The organism is Clostridium sp. N3C (assembly GCF_900095445.1).
Classification (GTDB): Bacteria; Bacillota; Clostridia; order Clostridiales; family Clostridiaceae; genus Clostridium_AU.
In genome coordinates this window covers 36,085-59,425 of the sequence record NZ_FMJL01000002.1, presented here as the reverse complement: position 1 = coordinate 59,425, position 23,341 = coordinate 36,085, and the positions used below count along the sequence as shown (strand labels likewise).

The 23,341-nt window shown below is 32.4% G+C and carries 18 protein-coding genes, 1 pseudogene and 1 other annotated feature; of the genes and pseudogenes, 3 read left to right on the top strand and 16 right to left on the bottom strand.

Annotated elements, in window-relative coordinates; genetic code table 11:
• Positions 1-60: 60 nt before the first annotated feature.
• The 12 genes and pseudogenes from N3C_RS01020 to N3C_RS00965 form a co-directional block, all read right to left on the bottom strand.
• The gene (locus tag N3C_RS01020) at positions 61-1,350 is read right to left on the bottom strand and encodes a bifunctional folylpolyglutamate synthase/dihydrofolate synthase (RefSeq protein ID WP_074364204.1); all 1,290 of its coding nucleotides are present in this window, start codon (positions 1,348-1,350) and stop codon (positions 61-63) included.
• A 7-nt stretch (positions 1,351-1,357) separates the two neighbouring features.
• The gene (locus N3C_RS01015) at positions 1,358-4,003 is read right to left on the bottom strand and encodes a valine--tRNA ligase (protein ID WP_074364203.1); all 2,646 of its coding nucleotides are present in this window, start codon (positions 4,001-4,003) and stop codon (positions 1,358-1,360) included.
• A gap of 86 nt (positions 4,004-4,089) precedes the next feature.
• Positions 4,090-4,311 (bottom strand) — a binding site (T-box leader).
• A 69-nt stretch (positions 4,312-4,380) separates the two neighbouring features.
• Positions 4,381-8,669: pseudogene (locus tag N3C_RS01010) on the bottom strand (acyl-CoA dehydratase activase-related protein).
• A gap of 155 nt (positions 8,670-8,824) precedes the next feature.
• Positions 8,825-9,442: a V-type ATP synthase subunit D gene (locus N3C_RS01005; protein ID WP_074364202.1), complete on the bottom strand. Its 618-nt coding sequence runs from the start codon at positions 9,440-9,442 to the stop codon at positions 8,825-8,827.
• A 76-nt stretch (positions 9,443-9,518) separates the two neighbouring features.
• Positions 9,519-10,892, bottom strand: a complete 1,374-nt coding sequence (locus tag N3C_RS01000; protein WP_074364201.1) for a V-type ATP synthase subunit B — start codon at positions 10,890-10,892, stop codon at positions 9,519-9,521.
• Between the two features lie 12 nt (positions 10,893-10,904).
• Positions 10,905-12,686, bottom strand: a complete 1,782-nt coding sequence (locus N3C_RS00995) for a V-type ATP synthase subunit A (protein WP_207648603.1) — start codon at positions 12,684-12,686, stop codon at positions 10,905-10,907.
• Positions 12,687-12,697: 11 nt separating this feature from the next.
• Positions 12,698-13,309 carry a V-type ATP synthase subunit E gene (locus N3C_RS00990; RefSeq protein ID WP_074364200.1) on the bottom strand — a complete coding sequence of 204 codons (612 nt, stop codon included), beginning with the start codon at positions 13,307-13,309 and terminating at the stop codon, positions 12,698-12,700.
• A gap of 10 nt (positions 13,310-13,319) precedes the next feature.
• Positions 13,320-13,628 (bottom strand): V-type ATP synthase subunit F, encoded by a 309-nt coding sequence (locus N3C_RS00985; protein WP_074364199.1) that lies wholly within the window; start codon positions 13,626-13,628, stop codon positions 13,320-13,322.
• A gap of 10 nt (positions 13,629-13,638) precedes the next feature.
• Positions 13,639-14,064, bottom strand: a complete 426-nt coding sequence (locus N3C_RS00980; protein ID WP_074364198.1) for an ATP synthase subunit C — start codon at positions 14,062-14,064, stop codon at positions 13,639-13,641.
• A 135-nt stretch (positions 14,065-14,199) separates the two neighbouring features.
• Positions 14,200-16,200, bottom strand: coding sequence for a V-type ATP synthase subunit I (locus N3C_RS00975; RefSeq protein WP_178377746.1), 2,001 nt, complete (start codon positions 16,198-16,200; stop codon positions 14,200-14,202).
• A gap of 16 nt (positions 16,201-16,216) precedes the next feature.
• The gene (locus tag N3C_RS00970) at positions 16,217-17,263 is read right to left on the bottom strand and encodes a V-type ATPase subunit (protein WP_074364196.1); all 1,047 of its coding nucleotides are present in this window, start codon (positions 17,261-17,263) and stop codon (positions 16,217-16,219) included.
• Between the two features lies 1 nt (position 17,264).
• Positions 17,265-17,588 carry a hypothetical protein gene (locus tag N3C_RS00965; RefSeq protein ID WP_074364195.1) on the bottom strand — a complete coding sequence of 108 codons (324 nt, stop codon included), beginning with the start codon at positions 17,586-17,588 and terminating at the stop codon, positions 17,265-17,267.
• Positions 17,589-17,871: 283 nt separating this feature from the next.
• Between N3C_RS00965 and N3C_RS00960 the strand changes: the two genes are divergently transcribed.
• Complete coding sequence (locus tag N3C_RS00960) at positions 17,872-18,282, top strand: tetratricopeptide repeat protein (RefSeq protein WP_083604377.1); 411 nt, start codon at positions 17,872-17,874, stop codon at positions 18,280-18,282.
• Here N3C_RS00960 and N3C_RS00955 read toward each other — a convergent pair.
• Genes N3C_RS00955 through N3C_RS00945 form a run of 3 tightly spaced genes read right to left on the bottom strand, consistent with a single transcriptional unit; the run spans position 18,236 to position 21,303 of the window.
• On the bottom strand, positions 18,236-19,387 hold the full coding sequence (locus tag N3C_RS00955) for a transglutaminase domain-containing protein (RefSeq protein ID WP_074364194.1): 1,152 nt from the start codon (positions 19,385-19,387) through the stop codon (positions 18,236-18,238). The two genes, N3C_RS00960 and N3C_RS00955, sit on opposite strands and share 47 nt — an antisense overlap.
• A 16-nt stretch (positions 19,388-19,403) precedes the next feature.
• Positions 19,404-20,045 carry a recombination regulator RecX gene (gene recX / locus N3C_RS00950; RefSeq protein WP_074364193.1) on the bottom strand — a complete coding sequence of 214 codons (642 nt, stop codon included), beginning with the start codon at positions 20,043-20,045 and terminating at the stop codon, positions 19,404-19,406.
• Between the two features lie 13 nt (positions 20,046-20,058).
• Positions 20,059-21,303 carry a M16 family metallopeptidase gene (locus tag N3C_RS00945; RefSeq protein WP_074364192.1) on the bottom strand — a complete coding sequence of 415 codons (1,245 nt, stop codon included), beginning with the start codon at positions 21,301-21,303 and terminating at the stop codon, positions 20,059-20,061.
• A gap of 238 nt (positions 21,304-21,541) precedes the next feature.
• Between N3C_RS00945 and N3C_RS00940 the strand changes: the two genes are divergently transcribed.
• On the top strand, positions 21,542-22,039 hold the full coding sequence (locus N3C_RS00940) for a QueT transporter family protein (protein WP_074364191.1): 498 nt from the start codon (positions 21,542-21,544) through the stop codon (positions 22,037-22,039).
• A 44-nt stretch (positions 22,040-22,083) separates the two neighbouring features.
• On the opposite strand, the gene rd is transcribed toward N3C_RS00940, so the two are convergent.
• Positions 22,084-22,248: a rubredoxin gene (gene rd, locus N3C_RS00935; protein WP_074364190.1), complete on the bottom strand. Its 165-nt coding sequence runs from the start codon at positions 22,246-22,248 to the stop codon at positions 22,084-22,086.
• A gap of 293 nt (positions 22,249-22,541) precedes the next feature.
• Here rd and N3C_RS00930 point away from each other — a divergent pair, with 293 nt between their 5' ends.
• Complete coding sequence (locus N3C_RS00930; RefSeq protein ID WP_074364189.1) at positions 22,542-23,339, top strand: DeoR/GlpR family DNA-binding transcription regulator; 798 nt, start codon at positions 22,542-22,544, stop codon at positions 23,337-23,339.
• Positions 23,340-23,341: the final 2 nt, after the last annotated feature.

Here is a 23,341-nt window from a genome sequence, read left to right as displayed (position 1 = left end):
TGACCTACTGATTGCAAAAAAAAGCGACTATTATAACGGTCTATAATAATCGCTTTTTCTTTAATTTACATTTTTAATAATTTTTCTCATATCTCCTATCATATAAAGGGAACCACATATCACTAGCAAATCCTCTTTACTACACAGAGACATAGCATATTTTACCGCCTCTTCATAGCTATTCATTGCCAAAGCTTCAGGATTGTATTTTATTATTCTATCTCTTAGTTTCTCTGCTGATTCACCTCTGAAACTATTAGGAGTTACAGCAATGACTTTATCTGCTTTAGGTGTAATAACCGCCAGCATATCCTCTAGTTGCTTATCTTCTAATATACCGATTATTAGATATAATCTTTTATACTTAAAATAAATATCAATACTTTGTGCTAATTTTTCTATGCCATCTATGTTATGAGCACCGTCTAAAAGTACATAAGGATTGGTGCTCATTATCTCCATGCGGCCTTTCCAAGTTACCTTTTTAAGACCTTCATAAATAGCCTGCTCACTGATGGTTACCCCTAAGTCCCTAAGAACCTCTATAGTATGAATAACTACTGCACAGTTGTAAATTTGCACTTTTCCTAAAAGAGCTAAGGCTACAGTATAAATTGATTTTTCTGTGATGATTTTAACCACTTGATAGTTATCTTCTATTTTCAATAGTTCTGTACTATCTTCCTTAACCACAATAAGTTTACTGTTTTTCTCAAACGCTACCCTCTCTATAACAGAGGAAGCCTTCTTTTGCTGAGGATATGACACCACTGGCACCTTTTCTTTTATAATACCAGCCTTCTCCCAAGCTATTTCCTCAATACTGTTACCTAATAGAGCCATATGATCATAACTTATAGAAGTTATAACACTAACCAAAGGTATTATTATATTGGTAGGATCTAATCTTCCTCCTAGACCAACCTCAATAACAGCATAATCTATATTTTCTTCCTTGAAATACAAAAACATAGCTGCAGTAATAATTTCAAATTCAGTGGGAGTATCCTTTCCTATAGGGTCTATAACCCTTTCAGCTTCCGCTACTTTAGACATTACTTGGCAGAGTCTTTCTTTTGGAATATTGCAGCCATTGATTTGAATTCTTTCTTCAAATTCCTCAAGGTAGGGGGATGTAAACATCCCCACCTTATAACCCTGAGCCATTAGAATACTCGAAATCATTGCCGTTGTTGATCCTTTACCGTTAGTTCCAGCGATGTGTATACATTTTAAGGAAAGCTGCGGCTCTCCTAATTTCTTTAATAGTTTCTTAATCCTATCTAAGCCCTTACCGCTATTAAACCTACTGCGATTGTGTATATAATCCATAGTCTCTTTATAATTCATATAGCACCTAGCCTAAGCTTTCAATTCTTTCTAATACAGCCTTTAGCATTTCCTTGTACTTCTCGCCCTTTTGCTTTTCCTCTTCAACTACTTTTTGAGGAGCCTTGCTTACAAAACTTGCATTTGATAGCTTTTTCTCTACTCTATCTATTTCTGATAATAGTTTTTCCTTTTCCTTACTCAATCTTTCTAATTCTTTTTCTCTGTCAATTAGGTCAAATAAAGGCATGAATAGCTCTGCACCTTCTGTAACTACAGATACAGAATTTTTAGGAATATCCTTTTTATCTTCTATTATAGTCATATCGCTAACTGAAGCTAACTTTTCAAAATATATTGTTCCTGCCTTAAAGGCACTAAGAGCTTCTTCCTTAACATATGCCAATAAGCTTGCTTTTTTAGAATTTGGAACGTTCATTTCAGCCCTTGCATTTCTAATACCCTTAATGGCATCAATTATATAACCCATCTGAATTTCAGCCTGGCTATCATGAACTTCTTCCTTATATTCAGGCCATTTAGATATAGTTATAGATTCATATTCTGCATCTAAATGTGTATAAATTTCTTCTGTAATAAATGGCATTACAGGATGAAGTAGTTGTAGTCCTGTAGTTAATACTTTATATAATACGTTGTAGGTTACACCCTTAGCCTTATCATCCTCTCCATATAGAACTGGTTTTGAAAGTTCAATATACCAATCACAGAACTCACTCCATAGGAAGTCATAGATCTTTTGAAGGGCTATTCCTAGCTCATATTTTTCTATATTTTCTGTAACCTCTTTAACTACTGTATTTAATCTTGATAGTATCCATCTATCAGCAATATTGAAATTCTTTGATTCCTTTTCCTGCTCCATTAGATTTCTATCTAAATTCATCATAACAAATCTTGAGGCGTTCCAAATCTTATTAGCAAAATTTCTAGCCGCTTCTACTCTTTCAGGATAATATCTAATATCGCTTCCTGGAGCATTTCCTGTTACCAAGCTAAATCTTAAAGCATCAGCGCCATAGGTATCTATTACGTCTAATGGGTCTACACCATTTCCTAGGGACTTTGACATCTTTCTACCCTGTGAGTCTCTTACAATTCCGTGAATTAATACAGTTTCAAAAGGTGTTTCTCCCATATTGTGGATACCAGAGAAGATCATTCTAGCTACCCAGAAGAATATTATATCGTAACCTGTAACAAGTACATTAGTTGGATAGAAATAATCTAATTCTTCAGTTTTTTCTGGCCATCCTAGAGTTGAGAAAGGCCATAAAGCTGAACTAAACCAAGTATCAAGTACATCCTCATCCTGCTTAAGATTTTGTGATCCACATTTGCAGCAAGTCTTTGGTGTTTCCTCTGCTACTATTATTTCTCCGCAGTCCTTGCAGTACCATACTGGTATTCTATGTCCCCACCATAGCTGTCTTGATATACACCAGTCCTGGATATTTTCCATCCAGTTAAAGTATATCTTTTCAAATCTCTCTGGTACAAACTTAGTTTTACCAGTTCTAACGGCTTCTATAGCAGGTTTTGCCAAGGATTCCATTTTTACATACCATTGTTTAGATATCATAGGCTCTATAACTGTACTACATCTGTCATGAGTACCTACATTATGAACATGAGGTTTGATCTTAACAAGGTATCCTTCCTTTTCCAAATCCTCAACTATGGCTTTTCTTGCAGCATATCTGTCCATGCCTGCATATTTTCCACCTAATTCGTTTATTGTACCATCAGGATTCATCACATTAATTTCTTCAAGATTGTGTCTTTTTCCTACTTCATAATCGTTAGGATCATGAGCTGGAGTTATTTTAACAGCACCGGTTCCAAATTCTTTATCTACATATTCATCTGCAACAACTGGAATTTCTTTATTTACTAATGGAAGCATAAGCTTCTTTCCTATAAGGTGAATATATCTTTCATCGGATGGATTTACTGCTACAGCGGTATCCCCCAACATAGTTTCTGGTCTTGTAGTGGCTATTTCTAAATATTCATCACTACCTACTACAGGATATTTAATATGCCAGAAGTTGCCCTCTTGCTCACTATATTCAATTTCTGCATCAGAAAGAGCAGTTTGACACTTAGGACACCAGTTAGTTATTCTATTTCCTTGATATATTAAGCCCTTTTCATATAACTTTACAAAAACATGTCTAACAGCTTTATTTAAATTCTCATCCATAGTAAAGGCTTCTCTTGTAAAATCTGCAGAAGCGCCTAACTTTTTCAACTGACCTCTTATTCTTTCTCTATATTCATCAGTCCATTCCCATACTTTATCTAAAAAGGCTTCTCTGCCCATTTCCTTCTTCTTAAGTCCCTGCTTTAATAGTTCATTTTCTACCTTTACTTCTGTAGCTATGCTAGCATGGTCTTCTCCAGGCAACCATAAAGTGCTATATCCCTGCATTCTTTTAAATCTAATTATCATATCTTGAAGAGTATTATCTAAAGCGTGACCTAAATGAAGCTTTCCAGTAATATTTGGTGGCGGCATTACTATAGTAAAAGGCTTTTTATCCTTATCCACCTTTGGTGTGAAATATCCTTTTTCTTCCCAGGTTTTATATATTCTTTCTTCAAATTCTTTTGGATTATAGGTTGTAGACAAAGTAATCTTTTCTTCCATCTTTCTTCCTCCTTCTTTTGATTAGAAATTGCTTATAATTGTCCATTAAAGCTAATTTTGCAAATTATATAAAAAAGTCTTCGTCCTAAAAGGACGAAGACTCGCGGTACCACCTTTTTTCCCACAATATTATGGGCTCTCATATAATAACGGTTGAAAAAAACCGTCTTTGCTTACATTTAGCATTTTTCAGCAAAGAAGCTCAAAAGCTACCTTCAAAGTTCTCCATATAAAAGGTCTCTCAGCCAACGAACCTTTCTCTCTTAATATGGTTTTGAACTTTTACTCCTCTTTATCACAGCTTATTTTCCATATATTAATATAATATGTTAATATACCATATTATAATACAATTTTTTTTAATGTCAAGGGCCTCACTATGCCTTACTACCAGCTGCTTCTTCCATAGCTATCCTTTCCTGTTCCAGCTCACTTGTTCTGGACTCAAGATTTTTAAAGGCTGCAGCCATCATAAGCTTAATTCTATTTAATTGGTTAACTTCGCTAGCACCTGGATCGTAATCTATAGCAGTTATATTAGCCATTGGATATTGTGCCTTTAAGGCCTTTACCATTCCTTTTCCTGTAACGTGATTAGGCAAACAAGCAAAAGGCTGCATACAAATAATATTTTCAGTACCACTTTCAATAAGTTCTATCATCTCAGCAGTTAAGAACCAACCTTCACCGGTTTGATTTCCCAAGGATAAAATCTTAGAAGCTCTCTCTGCCAATCTTTCTATAGTTTCTGGTGGATGGAAACGCTTGCTCTGCTCTAAGGCCTCTCTCATATGTCTTCTATAGAATTCAATAACCTTAATTACAAGTTTACCTCCAAGCTGTCCCTTTTTAGTTCCTTCCAAAAACTTATATTTATAATCTGCATCATAAGCACAGTAAAGGAAAAAGTCTATCAAATCCGGCATAACTGCCTCTGCACCTTCACTCTCAACAACATTAACTACGTCATTATTAGCGGTTGGGTGGAATTTTACTAATATCTCACCTACCAAACCAACCCGCGGCTTCTTAATGTCTCTTAATTCTAGATTATCAAAGTCTTTAACTATATTATAAATATTCTTTTTAAAGGTTTTATGACTACCGCTAATTACAGACTCCTTACATTTTTCTACCCAGCTTTCATAAAGGGCATTTGCAGAACCTTTAATTTTTTCATAAGGTCTTACCCTATATAGAACTCTCATTAATAAATCGCCGTAAACCAAAGCAATAAGAGCTCTATTTAATAGGCCATAGGAAATTTTAAAGCCTGGGTTACTTTCTAAGCCCGCTGCATTTAATGATATAACTGGTACTTGTGGATAACCTGCTTCTACCAATGCCTTTCTTAAGAAACCAATATAGTTGGTTGCTCTACAACCACCTCCAGTTTGGGTAATAATTACAGATGTATTATTTACATCGTATTTACCAGACTGAAGAGCCTCTATAATTTGTCCTACTACAATTATAGATGGATAGCAGGCATCGTTATTAACATACTTAAGTCCTACATCAACAGCACCTTTATCCTTGGAAGGTAGAACCACTACATTATAACCTGAATGCCTAAAGGCAACTTCTAGGAACTGAAAATGTATAGGTGACATTTCCGGTGCTAGTATTGTATGGTTTTTTCTCATTTCCTTTGTGAAAAGTATTCTCTTATATTTTGATTCTTGTGGCTTTCTTATATAGTTATTTCTATCTCTTTCTTCTATAGCAGCTTTTAAGGATCTTATTCTTATTCTAGCAGCTCCTAAATTATTTCCTTCGTCTATTTTAAGGGTAGTATATATTTTCCCTTCTTTTTGCAAAATCTCCTGTACTTGATCTGTAGTTACCGCATCTAATCCACAACCAAAGGAATTTAGCTGAACTAATTCTAGGTTATCCTGTTTTGCTACAAAAGAAGCTGCTCTATATAATCTAGAATGATAAACCCATTGGTCTACAACTCTTAATGGTCTTTGTACCTCTGCTAAATGAGCAATAGAATCCTCCGTTAATACTGCCATATTAAAGCCTGTAATTATATTTGGAATACCGTGATTTATCTCTGGGTCCACATGATAAGGACGTCCACTAAGCACTATTCCTTTAATGCCCTTTTCCTTTATATAGGATAAGACTTCTTCTCCTTTCTTGCGAATATCCTTTTCGAAGTTAAGCCTTTCCTGCCATGCAGCTTCTACTGCCATATTAATTTCATCTTTTGAAATATTAAAGCCATTTAGTTCTTCAAATAATCTTTTCTTCAGTTTCTCTTTATTGTTTAATGAAAGGAAAGGATTCATAAATAATATATTTTTTTCATTTAATATATCCATGTTATTTCTTATAACTTCTGGATAGGAGGTTACAATTGGGCAATTATAATGATTATCTGCCTTTGGATCCTCCTTCTTTTCATAAGGAATAGATGGATAGAAAATAAAGTTAACACCCTTATTAATAAGACTCATTATATGTCCATGTACAATTTTACCTGGATAACATACTGATTCTGATGGTATGGTTTCAATACCCATTTCATAAACCTTTTTAGAAGATCTTTGAGATAGCTCTACTCTAAATCCTAATTTTGTAAAGAAAGTAAACCAAAAGGGATAATTCTCATACATATTAAGAACTCTTGGTATTCCTACCACACCTCTAGTTGCTTCTTCTTTGCTTAAAGGTTTATATTGGAAAAGCCTCTTATATTTATAATCATAAAGGTTTGGTATTGCTTCCCCTTTTTTACTGCTTATTCCTAATCCTCGTTCACATCGGTTACCAGATATAAATTCACCACCATCATTAAACTTATTAATGGTTAGCAAACAATTATTGCCACACAATCCACAACGTCTCATAGTGGTATCATAAATAAATTCTTTAATCTGCTCCTTGCCTAGAATCGTACTAATTTTTCCTTCTTCTGCTCTCTCTCTAGCAATAAGAGCTGCTCCAAAAGCTCCCATAAGTCCAGCTATATCTGGCCTTATTGCTTCTCTTTCTGCTACCAACTCAAAACTTCTTAATACGGAATCATTGTAGAAGGTACCACCTTGTACAATGATATTTTTCCCCAAATCCTTAGGATCCCGTACTTTTATTACCTTCTGAAGGGCATTTTTTATAACAGAATATGCTAATCCAGCAGATATATCGCCTACAGAAGCACCTTCCTTTTGAGCCTGCTTAACCCTAGAATTCATAAATACAGTACACCTTGAACCTAAGTCTACAGGATATTCTGCTTTAATAGCTTCCTTTGCAAAATCTTGCACAGACATATTTAATGAATGGGCGAAGGTCTCTATGAAAGAACCACATCCAGAAGAACATGCCTCATTAAGTAATATACTATCAATAACACCATCTTTTATTCTTAGACATTTCATATCTTGTCCGCCAATGTCTAAAATAAAATCTACCTCCGGTTGGAAAAAGGCTGCAGCCTTATAATGCGCTATAGTTTCTATCTCACCAAGGTCAAGCTTTAAAGCTTCTTTAATCAGTGCTTCTCCATAACCAGTTACACAAGAATTTGCAATGATAACATTTTCCGGTAACTGTTCATATAATTCTTTTAAAATATATATTACCTGCTGCAAAGGACTACCTTGATTACTTCCATAATAGGAATACAAAAGTTGTCCATTTTCTCCAATTAGCGCCATCTTTGTAGTAGTAGAACCGGCATCTATACCTATATATGCTCTTCCTGAATAGCTAGTTAAATCCTCTTTAGCTACCTTATTCTTTTTATGTCTTTCTATAAACTCATCATACTCAGCCTTATTTATAAATAAAGGTCTTAGTCTTTGTATTTCCACAGAATTTTCTTCATGAATATTTTTTAATCTATCCATTAACTCTGAAAATTCAATTTTAGGTAACTCTTGAGATTTAAGTGCTGCTCCCATAGCAACAAAAAGCTGAGAATTCTCTGGAAATATAATTTGCTCTTCTGTTAACTGTAAGGTTTCAATAAATCTTTTTCTAAGTTCTGATAAAAAGTATAAAGGTCCTCCTAGAAAAGCCACATTTCCTCTAATTGGTTTTCCGCAAGCAAGTCCACTTATTGTCTGATTAACTACTGATTGAAAAACAGAAGCAGCAATATCTTCCTTAGCAGCCCCTTCATTAATTAAAGGCTGAATATCTGTTTTAGCAAATACACCACATCTAGAGGCTATTGGATAGATAACTTTAAAGGACTTAGCCAATTCATTCAAACCGGAAGCATCTGTCTGTAAAAGACCAGCCATTTGATCTATAAATGCTCCAGTACCTCCTGCACAGGTTCCATTCATTCTTTGTTCTAATCCGCCAGTAAAATAGGTTATCTTTGCATCTTCTCCTCCTAATTCTATGGCGACGTCAGTTTGAGGAATGTATGTTTCAACCGTGTGAGTACAAGCTATAACCTCCTGTATGAAAGGTATATTCATCCAATTTGAAACAGACATACCCCCTGAACCTGTAACCATCATAGTAATATGGCTATCCGGTATTTTTTTGTATGTTTCTTGAAATAACTCTACAATGGTTTTTTGATATCGGAATAATGACGTCTATAATCGCTAAATACCAATTTACTGTTCTTGTCCAAAACTACCATTTTGACTGTAGTTGATCCTACATCCATCCCCAAATGATAAGTTTCCCTCATCTAATCAACTCCATTTACTCATTTAAATAAAACAAAAGCTTTTCTTAGCAAATTCTAACATCAAAGATTAATCAAGTCAATGAACTCTTTTTTATTGCTCTGAATAAATAAAAGGCAGCATTTTATCTATATAAAATAAAAACTGCCAATATTAACTATTTACGATCTTTATTATTTTTTACAACTTTCAATCTAAAGAAATCTTCTCTTTCTTTTTCTTCCAATACTTCTCCTATGGACTTAACTAGTGCTTGATATTTAGGAATTTGAATATTATCTAAAGCATTAGCTCTTTTTTGAGTTTTCTTTATCTCTTTAGCCAACCTAAAGATGGCATTTTCTACTTCTGCTAATTCATAAATTAAATATTTTACTTCACTAAATTTTTTATAAGCTACATCCATAGCTGAATTGCTATGATAAAAACCGTACTCTGGTGATATGTCTTTCTTTTCATATATAATATGTGGTATTTCTACACCCATTACACTTTTAAATACAATATCATAGTCTTTCTCTTTAGATATGGCCAAAGCTATATCTTCAACATTGGTTATACCCATGCTTATATTAGCCTTTCTAATAGCATCGTAAGCATCACTAAAAACTTGGGTAACTCGTTTTTGAAGTTCTTCTGCTCTATCTACATAAGACATCATTTCCCTAATAAGTACATTTCTTTTCTTATCCAGCAATTCAAAACCCATTTTAGAAAACTGCAAGGAATTTTGTGCATTTATAAGATTAGATTTGGTTGGTGCTACATTATCCATTCTACAGCCTCCTTCCGTTAAATATTAACACAGAAGACAGAAAACAACTAGTGTTTTCTATGTCTTCTGTGGTTAATTATTCTACATAATATTTATCTAAGATTTCCGGACTAACTCTGTCTAATTCGTTCTTGGGAAGAATAGATAATACTTTCCATGCTAGGTTTAAAGTTTCTTCTATGCTTCTATTGTCATTATAATCCTGCTTTAAGAATTTATTCTCAAATTCTTCACCAAATTTCATATATAGCTTATCTATATCCGAAAGTTCGTCTTCGCCAATAACCTGTGCCAATGAAATTATTTCCTGCACCTTAGAGTATGCTGCAAAAATTTGATTTCCAACATCAGCATGGTCTTCTCTTGTATAACCTTCACCTATACCATCCTTCATAAGTCTAGATAAGGAAGGTAAAATATCAACAGGAGGATAAATATCTTTTTGATTAATACTTCTATTTAAAACTATTTGTCCTTCTGTTATAAATCCTGTTAAGTCAGGAATAGGATGTGTAATATCATCATTAGGCATTGATACAATAGGTATTTGAGTGATACTTCCCTTTTTATTTTTCATCATACCTGCTCTTTCATATAAAGAAGCCAAATCTGAATATAGGTAACCTGGATATCCTTTTCTACTTGGTACTTCTTCCTTTAGAGAAGAAATTTCTCTTAATGCTTCACAGTAGTTTGTTAAGTCATTCATTATAACTAGTATATGCATACCTTCTTCAAAAGCAAGATATTCAGCAGCAGTAAGAGCACATCTAGGTGTTGTGATTCTTTCAACTATAGGGTCATCCGCTAAATTCATGAAAGTAACAACTCTATCCTGCACCCCTGCTTGTTGGAAACTCTTTCTAAAGTAGTCTGCATCGTCATGTTTTAAACCCATAGCTGCAAAGACTATAGCGAAATTATCATTTTCATCTCCACTAATTGTTGCCTGTCTAATTATTTGTGAAGCCAATTCATTATGAGGCATACCGTTACCAGTAAATATAGGAAGCTTTTGTCCTCTAATTAATGTAGTCAAGCAATCTATAGATGATATACCAGTTTGAATGAAATTTCTAGGATACATTCTTGCAACTGGATTCATAGGTCTTCCATTAATATTATACTTCCTATCACTATAAATTTTTCCATTACCATCTATAGGTTCTCCTATACCATTAAACTCTCTACCTAATATGTTTTTATTCAAAGGAATTTCTAGTGGCCTTGCAGTAAAGGTTACAGCAGTATTATCAACAGACATTCCGGTTGTAGCCTCAAAAACTTGAACAACTACCGTATCACCATATATGCTAACTACTCTACCTTTCTTTCTTTCCTTGCCTTCAACCACAATATCTACTATCTCATCATAAGCTGCATCTTCTATTCCAGAAAGTATAACAAGAGGGCCTTTTACCTTGTCTAAAACTAAATATTCTTTTTTCAACTTAATCCCCCCCTATTTGTACTTAGCATCAAGTTCTTCAAAATAATTTTCTATTTTTGCTTCTAACTCGTCTAATTTAGTTAGATCATCATTTGGTACATTGTATTTCATCTTTAATATATCTTCAAGTAGTGCTCTATCTTTTATTTTTGTTATAGGCACACCTTTCTTAACGCTTATATTGGCAAGATCATAAAACTTTTCAACAACTTTCAACATTCTATACTGCTTATTTAATGGCACATAGGTATCCTGTGAATGATAAGCATTTTGCTGCAAGAAAGCAACCTTAATTATATTGGCTGTCTCTAGTATAAGTCTTTGATCATCTGGCAGCACATCTTCTCCAACCAACTTTACTATTTCCTGAAGTTTGCTTTCTTCTGATAAAACTCTCATCATTTTATTTCTTAATGGTATCATATCCCTAGCTACATTTTCCTCATACCAGTTCTCTAGCATAGGTATGTAACCACTGTAACTAGAAAGCCAATTAATTGCTGGATAATGTCTAGCATAAGCTAATTTTTTATCCAAACCTAAAAAGGCACTAACGAATCTTTTTGTATTTTGAGTAACAGGCTCAGAAAAGTCTCCACCGGCTGGAGATACTGCACCGATTACTGTTATGGATCCCTCTGAATCATTCAAATTCTCTACATAACCAGCTCTTTCATAGAACTCAGCAAGTCTTGATGCTAAATAAGCTGGATATCCTTCTTCTGCAGGCATTTCTTCTAGTCTACCAGAAATTTCTCTTAAAGCTTCAGCCCATCTAGAAGTTGAGTCTGCCATAATTGCTACATGAAGTCCCATATCTCTATAGTATTCTGCTATAGTAATACCAGTATAGATACTTGCTTCTCTCGCTGCAACTGGCATATTGGAAGTGTTAGCTATCAATACTGTTCTATTCATAAGAGCTAAATTCGTCTTTGGATCTATAAGTTTTGGAAAATCCTCCAAAACTTCTGTCATTTCATTTCCTCTTTCACCACAGCCTATATATACAATTACATCTGCGTCAGACCACTTTGCTAACTGGTGCTGAGTCATTGTTTTTCCTGTTCCGAAACCTCCAGGAATCGCTACTGTTCCACCCTTTGCCAATGGGAAAAAGGTATCAAGTACTCTTTGTCCAGTTACTAAAGGTATGGATATAGGTTTCCTACGTTTTACCGGTCTTGGTACTCTAACAGGCCATTCTTGATATAGGGGCAAATCCTTGTTTCCGTTCTTAGTTTCCAAGATTACCACTGCAGTATTAATGTTATACTCCCCATTAGGTAGAGTTTTAACAACTGTTCCTTCTACACCTGGAGGTACCATAATCTTATGCATAATAAGAGGTGTCTCTTGAACCTGAGCATATATATCCCCAGCCTTAAGATATTGTCCTTCTTTTACTAAAACTTCTGTTTTCCAAAGTTTATCTTCATCTATTGATAATAATCCTATACCTTCAGGAATAAATCCTTCAGAAAGCTCGTTAATTTTATTCAATGGTCTTTCAATACCATCAAAAATATTTCCCATAATACCTGGTCCAAGTTTTACACTTAAAGGACTTCCAGTAGAAATTATAGGTTCTCCAGCCTTTAAACCAGCGGTTTCTTCATAAACCTGTATAGTAGCCCTATCTCCTTCGAGAATGATTATTTCACCGATTAGCTTTTTATTACCTACCATAACCATTTCTCTCATGGCAAAACCTGTCATGTTATCTGCCATTACTACAGGACCATTTATACTATAAATATAACCCATTTTCTTGCTATCAGCAGTAGTTTCCATTCCCATATTTATCATCCCCTATAAAAGTTCTCATTTATCTTCATGCCTACATAATCCTTTAAGTCTAAGAACTTACTCTCTAAAGTATGGTCAATTCTATATTTCCTATCGCTATCTTCTATAATGAAGCCACCTAAAATATCTGTTTCCTGTAACTGCAGATTTAGGTCAAGCTCCTTACTAAAGTTCATTAATGATTCTTTAACCTTTTCTAAATCATTATGTGTTAAATATAAAGTATAGGATCCCTTATCTAATTTTTGCAAAGCAGCCTTTACTATGTTTAAAAGAGTTTTGCTGTATTCTTCTGTCTTTACATAGGCATCTACTCGCTCTTTAACTCCTTTTTCAACTTCCTTCATCATCCCCTGATGAAGGATTAATTCCTTTTGTTTTTGCTTTGCTTTTTCTTCAGCTAATAGTTCCTTTGTCATAACTTTTGTCTTTTTACGAAATTCTTTTAGTTCTTCTTCTCTACTTTTTTCTAGACTTTTGTTTAGTTCTTCTAATTTTATAGCTCTCTCTTTTTCTAAACTATCAAGCTCTGATTGATTTTCTTCTTCTATCTTATCGTAAATAATTTTGGTAAATAGTTTCAATTTTTCTTCAATTGTAGTAGCCAATACTATCACCTCATATCTTTAGGCCTATGGAATCTCTAATATATCCCATAATGGCATCTTTATCTTTACTTTTACCATGTCTATCCGGTATTTCTATAATAAGTGGAAGCTCCTTAGCCAATTTTATTTGTGTCACCTTTTCAGGCACTACACTGGCTGCTTTTTCTGTCAATAGAATTATCCCAATTTCCTTATCTTCCAAAAGTTTATCTAGTAAATACTCTATTTCATCTTTGCTATGTAAAACAATGCCATCAATTCCAGCAATCCTCAAACCTAACATTGTATCAACATTATCACTGATTAAAAAGCTCTTCATAAGCATTCTCCTATAGGCTTGATAAAATCATGATAGAAATTATAAGACCATAGATAGCAATACCTTCTGCTAATCCAACATATATCAAAGTTTTACCTAACATCTTTGGATCTTCTGATACAGCACCTAAAGCTGCTGAACCAACGGAACCTACGGCAACACCTGTACCAATAGTTGCTAAACCAGTACTTAATGCTGCTGCAATATATCCTAAACCAGCTCCATTAGTAACTCCAGATTCTCCTGCTGCTCTAACAACATCTGGTACTAGTAAAATTAAAGCACCACACATAATTGGTATAAATATTGAAAGATTAATTCCCATAGCCTTTTTTAGGCTTTTCTTTCCTTGAATATCCTCTCTTGACTTTTGAATAAGTCCATAGCTTATTGTACTAACCACCAAAATAAAAGTTAAAATTGCAATAATTGTCATGATAATCCCTCCAATGATATATTATTTTTTAAATTTATTCTATATAGATGTCCACCTTCGCCAATCTATTAAACAGCCAAAAAAACTCAAATTAGTTTTTTTGACTACTTAATAGATTGGTTTAAGTTAGAATATCTATAGTACTCCAATTAATTTAACACTTTCAAATACTTCTCCTTCACCTTCATAGTACTTGCTGAAAAGTTCATAATATTCTAGTCTTAAACCTTGAATAAATACTATTAATCCTTCTAAGCCTAAAATAACAACATTACCTAATATATACATGAATACGCTACCTGCGCCATTCATCATATTTGCTAAAGCAGTAAAGGCCATAAATAAACCTACATGGTTCAAAGCAAAGGCTCCTACTCTTATGAAAGATACGGTGTTAGAAAACATGCTTATTAAGGTTTCAATAATACCAAAACCACCTTCTACATAATAATCTGATTTCCCTTCACTGTATAAAGGTCTTTTGCCTAAAATTAGATTTGCCAAAGGTTCTTTGATTAACATTAATAACAAAGATACTCCAAAAATAGCAAACCAAACGCCATTAGGTAGAAGGTTTATCTTAAAGTATGTAGTTACAACAAAGCCTAATAGAGACAAGAAGAAAATGAAACCTACTAATCCTTCTTTTCCAAAAACGCCATTTTCCAAATCTTTCTTTTTGAAATGATTTATTAAGCTGAATATATAACTTATAATTAACAATATACAACCTAAAATCACACCAAATATAAGTGTTTCCATAATATTATCCATTGGTCTAATGAAAAAGTGTGGCATTTCTTCTATGCCAAAGGCTTCATGAATAAACTCTGGAAATTCCTCAAATCCAAAAATACTACCATAAGCGAAACCAAAGATCGTTGAACTTATTCCTAATCTAAATATAACACCACCAAGATTAGGCCTTCTCATCTTCTTAACCAAGAAAATACCGGCTAAAATAAATACTAAACCTTGTCCAACATCTCCAAACATAGCACCAAATAGTAACATGTAGCTTAGTCCTAAGAAAAGTGTAGGATCTAATTCCCCATAGGAAGGTACTGCATACATGTGTACCATACTTTCAAAGGGTCGCACAATGAAGTTATTCTTCATGCTCGTTGGTACTACTATATCACTACTTACTTCATGAGCTTCCTTTTCTGTAATAATTAATCTATCTTCGCAATATTCAATAGACTTTTTAACCTTTCCAAGTAAGCTTTTTGGCACCCAGCCAGAGAAATAAAAGAACTCATTTGTACAAGCCATATGGTCTTTTATAATACTGCTTTTAACTTCTAATTCCAAACTCTTTTCAAGAATTAAAATCTGTCTCTTATTATCATTTATTTGCTTGTTAAATTCTAATTCCAACTGTTTTATTTCTATATTGATCTCATTAAGCCTTGAATTTAATGCCTGTATTAACTCTTTAGGAGTACCTTTTTCCTTTACAGAGAGGGGAATGATTTCGCAATTCAAGGAATTATATATTCTATCCGCTTCCGGCAGTAGCAAATAGGGTGTAAGTGCCATTATTATACGATAATCCTTTTGTTCGTAAATACTAATAGCAATGGAAGGGATATTTTCATAGTTGTCCTTAAGTTTTTGCATATTTTCAGAGGAAATCTTCATTAATCTACAATCCATATATTTTAGATTGTTTAATTCCTCAAAAGTTATATCTACATTTTTAAGAAATTGCAGGTACTTCAAAGTTTCTAATAGTTTCTCCTTTTCCTGTACTTTATTCTGCAATACTTCATACTTCTTCTCCAAAATTTCCTCTAGGTTCATAATACTAGCTCTGAGGGATGAATAATCATCTATTAATTCCTCTGCTTTAATTTTATTACTCCATCCTTTAGGACATATATTCCGTATTTTTTCCATTGCCTTTTCCAATTCTGAAAGGTTTCTTGAGCTGGTATAAGGCCTAATATAGCACACATCAAGTAGTGCTTCTAAATTATCCTCTGTAGTTTTAACAGTAAAGTCAGTAGTATTAAGCTCCTGCATTGCATCTACTGGCTGTACACAACCAGATAAGACCAATGACTTTGATACTTTGTCAATATCAGTGATATGACCTACTATATTTAACATTATCATTTTCTCGATTGCCATTACCTCACCCCTCTGATTACATTGTGGTAGTAATATACTTAATAATTTCATCATTGTGCTGACTATATCTCTTATTCTCAACTATGCTTACAATATTTCTATACTCTATCAAAGATAATTCAAGATAAGTGAGCATAACAGAAATATTCATTTTAGCCTCAGACTTATATCGAGTGTACATTTTTTGGAGAAAAGATAGTGTCTCCTTTTCAAGTAAGTGATCTTCAAAATCACTAGCATAAAAAATGTCTTTATAGGCAGTGCCTTTTATTCTATTAAAGAAGTCCTCAACACTTTTACTATAGCATAGCCTCTTTAAATCTTCTTTATTAAGCTTACACCCGTCTTGTACAGCGTAATTGAATAGTATTTCTGAAGGCAATTTATAGTACTTTATCCCCCTATAAATCATCTGAATATTTAAGAGATCCGCCTGAATTCCATTAATCTTTTCAACAACTTCTTTATCTTCTTTAGGAAGCTTCTTTATAAACCTTTTTAATTGAATAAAATAAACAGAGTCAAGAGCCATCTCAATTCTGAACAAGCCATCTTCCTCAATGCTATCTACTAAGTTATAAATATAGTTATAATAGATAGTACCTTTTAGCTTATCCACAACTTGTGCCACATTGCTGGCCTCCAACAACTCATCGTAGTTTATTGTACTCATAGAACACCTATGAGAAATTCGCTGTTCTAAGTCTTCCTTTAGTTTACCTATGAACTTTCCCCTTATAATAACCTTAATGTCTTCTACTTCGAAACGAGTAAAAATAACTTTTAGTAATTTTCTATAATCATTTCTTAGGTAATGAGAAAGTTTGGTAAAGTTGCTGATATATTGTCTTTTTAAAATTATTTCTAACTGTCCTCTATGTAGTTCATCTACATTGTATTCCTTTAATACTTCACCATATTTTGTCTTATCGCGAAGATAAACAAGGGCTTCTCTAAAATTATTACATTCTACTAGCTCTTTATATTGGGATTTTTTTAACCAAAACCCCTCCATAGCTTTTATTTTTGTATTAATTGTAGCAAAATCAACTACTCTACCCATATCATACTTCCTGGAAATCTTCTATCAATTTCTTAAAGGCGGCGACTTCCAGCTCCTCTTTAATTTTTGAAAACAAATCTCTATCTTCCTGCAACTTTTTTTCCGCCCTTTCTTTGAATTGGGATATTTCGTCCTTTACAGAAGCCATTTCTTCTTCGCGAATTTTTTGCTTTTCAGCTTCAATTAGTTCTTCATTCTTTTCTATAGTATCTCTTATTTCTTTTTCTAACTCTTGCCTCTTAGCTTTTACTATTTCTTTTTTAATCTTTTGATAATTAATAGCTTCCTTATCAATTTCTATGATTTTTTTAATTCTTTCTTCCATATAGCCACCCCTAACAATATGTATAAGTCTAATATAAGTGATATTTGCGCAAGATAGATTTAATATAATTAGTCTATTCCTTTTTCATAAATATTCAAAAGGCAAATTTCTTTATTTTACGTAGAATTAAATAATTTTTATCGTTTTTATTTGCAATTGCATAAATTATTGCAGTTTTCAAGTATATTCTTTTTTAACTTAGACAATACTTTATATGTAATATGTTTATTTGCAGGAATATATTATTAAGGTAGTACTGGTAATGTATTCAAGGAGGATTTTTATGAGTTATTTTGAAAAAGCAAATCAATACTATAATACAAAGAACTATAAAAGAGCTATTGAATTATACGAAAAAGCCATAGAATATAAAGAAAATGAGTCCGCTTCTCTTTATAATGCAGGAGTATGTTTTATAAAATTAAAAGAATATGAAAAAGCCATAACATTCTTAAAAAAAGCCATACAAATAAAAAGAGACAGTAAATATTTTTTTAATTTAGCTTACTGCTATGCTATGCTTAAAAATAGAAAAAAGGCTTTAATATATTTTAACACTGCCTGGAGTTTAGATAATGCAGATAAAGATTGTGAAAGAGCAATTAAGCTTATAATAGATGGGTATAAAAAAATCCCCGCTAAAGGGATTATTTCCATTCCGCTTCTACTGAAGCGTTTCTATGATCTATATTAAATCTACTGCTATTATAATAATTACCACCTTTATAAAAAGTAGTATCCACATTAACCCATTGATTATTTACATATACTTGATTCCAGGCATGACTAACCCAGCTTATACCATTAAATCCTTCACCGGTAATCAATCTTACATCTAAATCCACTGCCCTACACATAGCAATATACAAGCAAGAATAGTCAAAGCAAATACCTTTTCTTTCAGTAAAAGCAGCAATTGCTCCTGACTTAACTTCAAAATCATTATTTAAAATTTTCTTAGCCTTTTCATCATCATATTCAATATTTCTTCCAATCCATTCGTACAATATTCTTGCTTTTTCATCATCATTTTGAGCTTTACTTACTAAACTCCTAGCAAAATTATCTATAGTTGAATTGGATTTGACTCCTTCTTCTAAGGTTATACCGTTATAATATATAACAGTATCAGTTCCAGCTACGTTTTTAGAAGCCTCCTTGATTTCTATTTTCATGGAATTATTTATTATATTTGGAATTTGCCTTGTCACCTTTGAATTGGCAATAGGTACAATAACATCTCTGCAAATATAATTATATATTTTTGAACTTGACAGATAGTCATTAAGTGTACTATTTATATTGGCAAAAACCAATATATTAAAAATAACCGTTAATACAATTACATAACATATAGATTTTGGAATTTGAAATGTAGCAGATAAAAATCTCTTTACAAAATTACTTTTACCCTGTATCGACCTTTCAAGACCATCTAACACTGGAAAAATTATAGTTATGTTTAATAAGTAAAAGAAACTCTTTATTATTTCATAAAATAATAAAATCATCATTGGCAAAACCATTAAATACAATAAATAAGGCTTGGCCTCCATGTAATTTATGAAATTTTTAGGGAAGATTTCATAAATTTTTTTATAAATACCAAAATCATGTTGAAAAAAAATCCTTTTCAAAAAAAATAGTCCCAAAAACAATGCTAAAATGGAACCTATGTCCAGTTCAATTGAAATGATACTTTTTTTCAACTCAACACTAGAAAACCTCTGCAAAAATCCTAAAAAAATAGGATAAATAAAAGAAAAAATAAGAATTATGGACATGATATTTACTTCCATAAACTAACCTCTTTCATTAGTCTTCAATAGAATAATTCATTAATTTGTTAATTACAGATTTAGACAGTTCCCAAGTAAATCCTTTACTAACTAAAAATCTTATCAATTTTTCATATACTTTTCTTTTATCCCTTTCTCTTTTTATGATAGTTTTGTGTTTTTTTTCTGCTAATACTCGAGCACTCTCTTCTTCGGAATCACTTGTTAAGTTTTCAGTTACACTTTCAATAACACTATGACTTACACCTTTTTTTAACAAATCTATCTTTATTTTATTTTTTCCTGCATTTTTTTGCTTAGTTTTTATATAAAGTTCTGCATATTTTCTGTCATCTAAAAAATTGTACTCTTTTAAGAAAATTATTACCCTTTTTATTGTTGCTTCATCATATCCTTTGTTAATCAATTTATCCTTCATTTCTTTTTCTGTTTTATAGGTTCTCTCTATATATTTTAGAGCTGCATTTTTAGCCTTCATATAATTATCCTCAGCGATGATCTCTTTAAGCTCTTCCAGATTAATTATCCTTTGTTTTTTCAAATCATACTTGTAAACAAGCTCCGTATCACAACTAAAGGCATATTCATCATCAACATATACATTTACTCTATTTTTGTTATTTTTTTGAACTTCAACCTTTGTAATAATATTTTCCATATTTCTACCTTCTTCACTTTTTTGGTTTTAATATGTGAATAGTTGGATTATTAAAAACTTCCTTGGCCACCATATATATTTCTTCCTTATGAAGATTATCTATATTCTTCATATCATCTATAAATTCGTATATACTTTCTCCATCTAAGCACTGATGTAAAATATAATTAGCTAAATCCGTAGAATCTTCTAAAGTTGACGCCACTGAAGTTTTCATAACTTTCTTTATTAAAACAAACATATCGTCATCATTTACCATACTGCCCATCTTTATTTGATCTATACAATTATTTATAACATCTATAGTTTCTTTTATCAGCGACTCTTGTACTGCTGTATATATATAGAGAGTCTTTATTTCCCTAGTAGTATCAAGGTGAGTATATACATCGTAAGCCAAGCCTCTCTTTTCTCTTAACTCTCTAAACAATATAGAATTTGTACTTTCACCAAGTCTATGATTTAGAATTCTTAAGGCTAATTCCTTCTTTTTATCTAAATTATAGAAAGTATAAAGATATGTTATAGTGCTTTGCTCAATATTGCTCTTATAGGTGGTCTTCTTTATATTAATATTTTTTTCTATAATCGGATTTAATCTATCAATAATATTGCTTTTCCAATGGCCAAATTGCTCTTTCATCATTTCTATTGCCAGCTCATGTTCCATAGAAGAAACTAAGGTTATAACACAATTATTAGGAACATAGTTCTTATAATAAAAGTCTCTTAACTGTTTCCTAGTAAAATTGCTTATAGTTTCCGCTGTACCAATTACATCATACTTTAAAGGACTTTCTTTAAAACCATAATAATTTGTCATTCTAAAGCTATAATCTTCAATATCATCACTAATTGAATTATACTCCGCCAGTATAACTCCCTTTTCTTTTATTATTTCATCCTCAGGAAAAGTAGAGTTTATAAGCATATCTGCTAATAAAGCAGCCGCATTTTTTATTTCTTCTTCAAGCACTGTTATGCTATAAACGGTGTTAGTATAATCTGTATAAGCGTTATACTCCCCACCCAAAAATTCCAATTCCTGATTTAGAACTTGATTGCTTCTATTTTTAGTCCCCTTAAAAAGCATATGTTCTATAAAGTGAGATATACCCCTTTCCTCTGGCCCTTCGTATAAAGCACCAATCTTTATACCACATTGTAAAGAAGCTATACTTGTGTTTCTTTTAACGGTAATTATTCTTAATCCATTATCTAATCTTGTATCTCTTGCATCAAAAAAATTATACTCCATAGTCATCTCCAATATTTATAAGTTAATATACTATACTATTTTACTAAATTATATATACAATTACTATAACATAATAATAAAAATCAATCTTCATAAAAAGACAAAGTATAACATATTTTATCCTAATTTTTTATTGACTAAAATGAAAATACTCGATATAATGAACAAGCATTCTAAAAAAGAATGTAGACAGTTCGAAACCATCCTGTCTTAAAACAAAACTAAGGAGGTATAAAAAATGAAACTATCTATTAAACAGCTTTGCATTTCTGCTATGATTGCAGCAATTTACGCCAGTTTAACCATAATGTTTTCCTTTATGAGTTACTCAAATGTGCAGTATAGATTAGCAGAAGCTTTAACTATCCTACCAATTTACTCACCTATCTATATTATTGGCCTTTTTATTGGCTGTATTTTGAGTAATTTACAGAGTACTTTAGGACCAATAGATATAGTTCTAGGTTCACTAACAACTCTTGTAGCTGCTACCATAACTTATTTCATAGGAAAGAGCAATTTAAAATACAAGAAATTTTTGATTCCTCTTCCAGCAGTTATTTTAAACGCGCTAGTAGTAGGAGTAGAATTGCATGTATTGATAGATGCTCCACTAGCTTTAGGTATGCTTCAAGTTGGCTGGGGAGAATTTGTATGTGCATATATATTAGGATTATTATTAATGAAATTTATAGATAGTAAAAGATCACTAAAAAGACTTCTTACTAATAATTAGCATATAAAAAACAGCTTGCATAACAAGCTGTTTTTTATATGTTCTTATTCATCAGCTGGTTCAAATTGATCCTTACCTACACCGCAAAGTGGGCAAAGCCAATCTTCTGGCACATCCTCCCATGCTGTTCCTGGTGCTACACCATTATCTGGATCTCCTTCTGCTGGATCATAGATATATCCACAAGCTAAACATACATACTTTTTCATAATTATTCTCTCCTTTATTTCAAATATGATTTTAATATAATTTATATTTTAATTATATTATATCTATCATTTTTTATCTAGTACTTTTACCATTGTTTTCTTTAATATTATCTTCAATTTTCCTTTTCATATTCATAAAAGAACTGAGAGTTAAAATGTAATATTAATCCAAACACATCACAAAACAGAATAATAAAGCAAAAAATCATTAACAAAACAGCACATATGTGATATGATAATAATGCATGATTGCAAAATCATGTATCTCTTTATTTGAAAGGAGTTAGCTACTCATGTTTGCTGAGGAAAGAAGAAATTCCATACTAACTAAGGTTAAAACCTTTGGTCGAGTGTTAGCCAAAGACCTAGCAGAAGAGTTTGGAGTTTCCATAGATACTATTCGAAGAGATTTAAGCTTTATGGAGGAAAAGGGATTACTAAAAAGAACCCACGGAGGTGCTATATGTCTTCCAAAGGTTAGAAGGTCCCCTATAGAAAATAAGATAAGATATGGAGAAGGAACAATTCATCAAAATGCCGTTGCCAAATTAGCTTCCAATTATATTGAAACTGGCGATACCATTTTTATTGGTGGAGCTAGTATTCATTATATACTTCTCAAGTATCTTCCTAGAGATAAGGAGTATACTATTATTACTAATTCTCTTACTATCGCAGAAAAGCTAAAAAACTTTGATAATATAGAAACCTACATAGTCTGTGGCAAAGTAAAAAACCCAGAAGGTATGGTAGACGCCTTTGCCCTTGAGTTTATTAAAAATTTACGGATTGATACTTCCTTTTTAACAGGAGGAGGTATATCTGCCAAACAGGGTTTAAGCAGTTCTACACCGGAGGGTGCAATTTTTCAGAGAACTGTAGCTTCCATATCTCACAAACGAATATGTTTAGCTAATTTTGATAAAGTTGGAGCAGAATACTTCACCAAAACAGTTAATCTGCAGGATATAGATATTCTCATTACAGATTGGGAAGCTTCCACAGAAGAAATTGATAAGATTAGCCAGCAAGGCGTTGAAGTATTAGTTGCAAAGAATCCTAATATAAATAAAGATGTTCAGGAGGAATAGAA

Excerpts from the sequence above, each read along its gene's own strand:
- N3C_RS01020 (WP_074364204.1), bottom strand. The coding sequence starts at position 1,350 with ATGAATTATAAAGAGACTATGGATTATATACACAATCGCAGTAGGTTT.
- N3C_RS01015 (WP_074364203.1), bottom strand. The coding sequence starts at position 4,003 with ATGGAAGAAAAGATTACTTTGTCTACAACCTATAATCCAAAAGAATTT.
- N3C_RS01005 (WP_074364202.1), bottom strand. The coding sequence starts at position 9,442 with ATGGATAATGTAGCACCAACCAAATCTAATCTTATAAATGCACAAAAT.
- N3C_RS00995 (WP_207648603.1), bottom strand. The coding sequence starts at position 12,686 with ATGGAAACTACTGCTGATAGCAAGAAAATGGGTTATATTTATAGTATA.
- N3C_RS00985 (WP_074364199.1), bottom strand. The coding sequence starts at position 13,628 with ATGAAGAGCTTTTTAATCAGTGATAATGTTGATACAATGTTAGGTTTG.
- N3C_RS00980 (WP_074364198.1), bottom strand. The coding sequence starts at position 14,064 with ATGACAATTATTGCAATTTTAACTTTTATTTTGGTGGTTAGTACAATA.
- N3C_RS00975 (WP_178377746.1), bottom strand. The coding sequence starts at position 16,200 with ATGGCAATCGAGAAAATGATAATGTTAAATATAGTAGGTCATATCACT.
- N3C_RS00970 (WP_074364196.1), bottom strand. The coding sequence starts at position 17,263 with ATGGGTAGAGTAGTTGATTTTGCTACAATTAATACAAAAATAAAAGCT.
- N3C_RS00965 (WP_074364195.1), bottom strand. The coding sequence starts at position 17,588 with ATGGAAGAAAGAATTAAAAAAATCATAGAAATTGATAAGGAAGCTATT.
- N3C_RS00960 (WP_083604377.1), top strand. The coding sequence starts at position 17,872 with ATGAGTTATTTTGAAAAAGCAAATCAATACTATAATACAAAGAACTAT.
- N3C_RS00955 (WP_074364194.1), bottom strand. The coding sequence starts at position 19,387 with ATGGAAGTAAATATCATGTCCATAATTCTTATTTTTTCTTTTATTTAT.
- recX (WP_074364193.1), bottom strand. The coding sequence starts at position 20,045 with ATGGAAAATATTATTACAAAGGTTGAAGTTCAAAAAAATAACAAAAAT.
- N3C_RS00945 (WP_074364192.1), bottom strand. The coding sequence starts at position 21,303 with ATGGAGTATAATTTTTTTGATGCAAGAGATACAAGATTAGATAATGGA.
- N3C_RS00940 (WP_074364191.1), top strand. The coding sequence starts at position 21,542 with ATGAAACTATCTATTAAACAGCTTTGCATTTCTGCTATGATTGCAGCA.
- rd (WP_074364190.1), bottom strand. The coding sequence starts at position 22,248 with ATGAAAAAGTATGTATGTTTAGCTTGTGGATATATCTATGATCCAGCA.
- N3C_RS00930 (WP_074364189.1), top strand. The coding sequence starts at position 22,542 with ATGTTTGCTGAGGAAAGAAGAAATTCCATACTAACTAAGGTTAAAACC.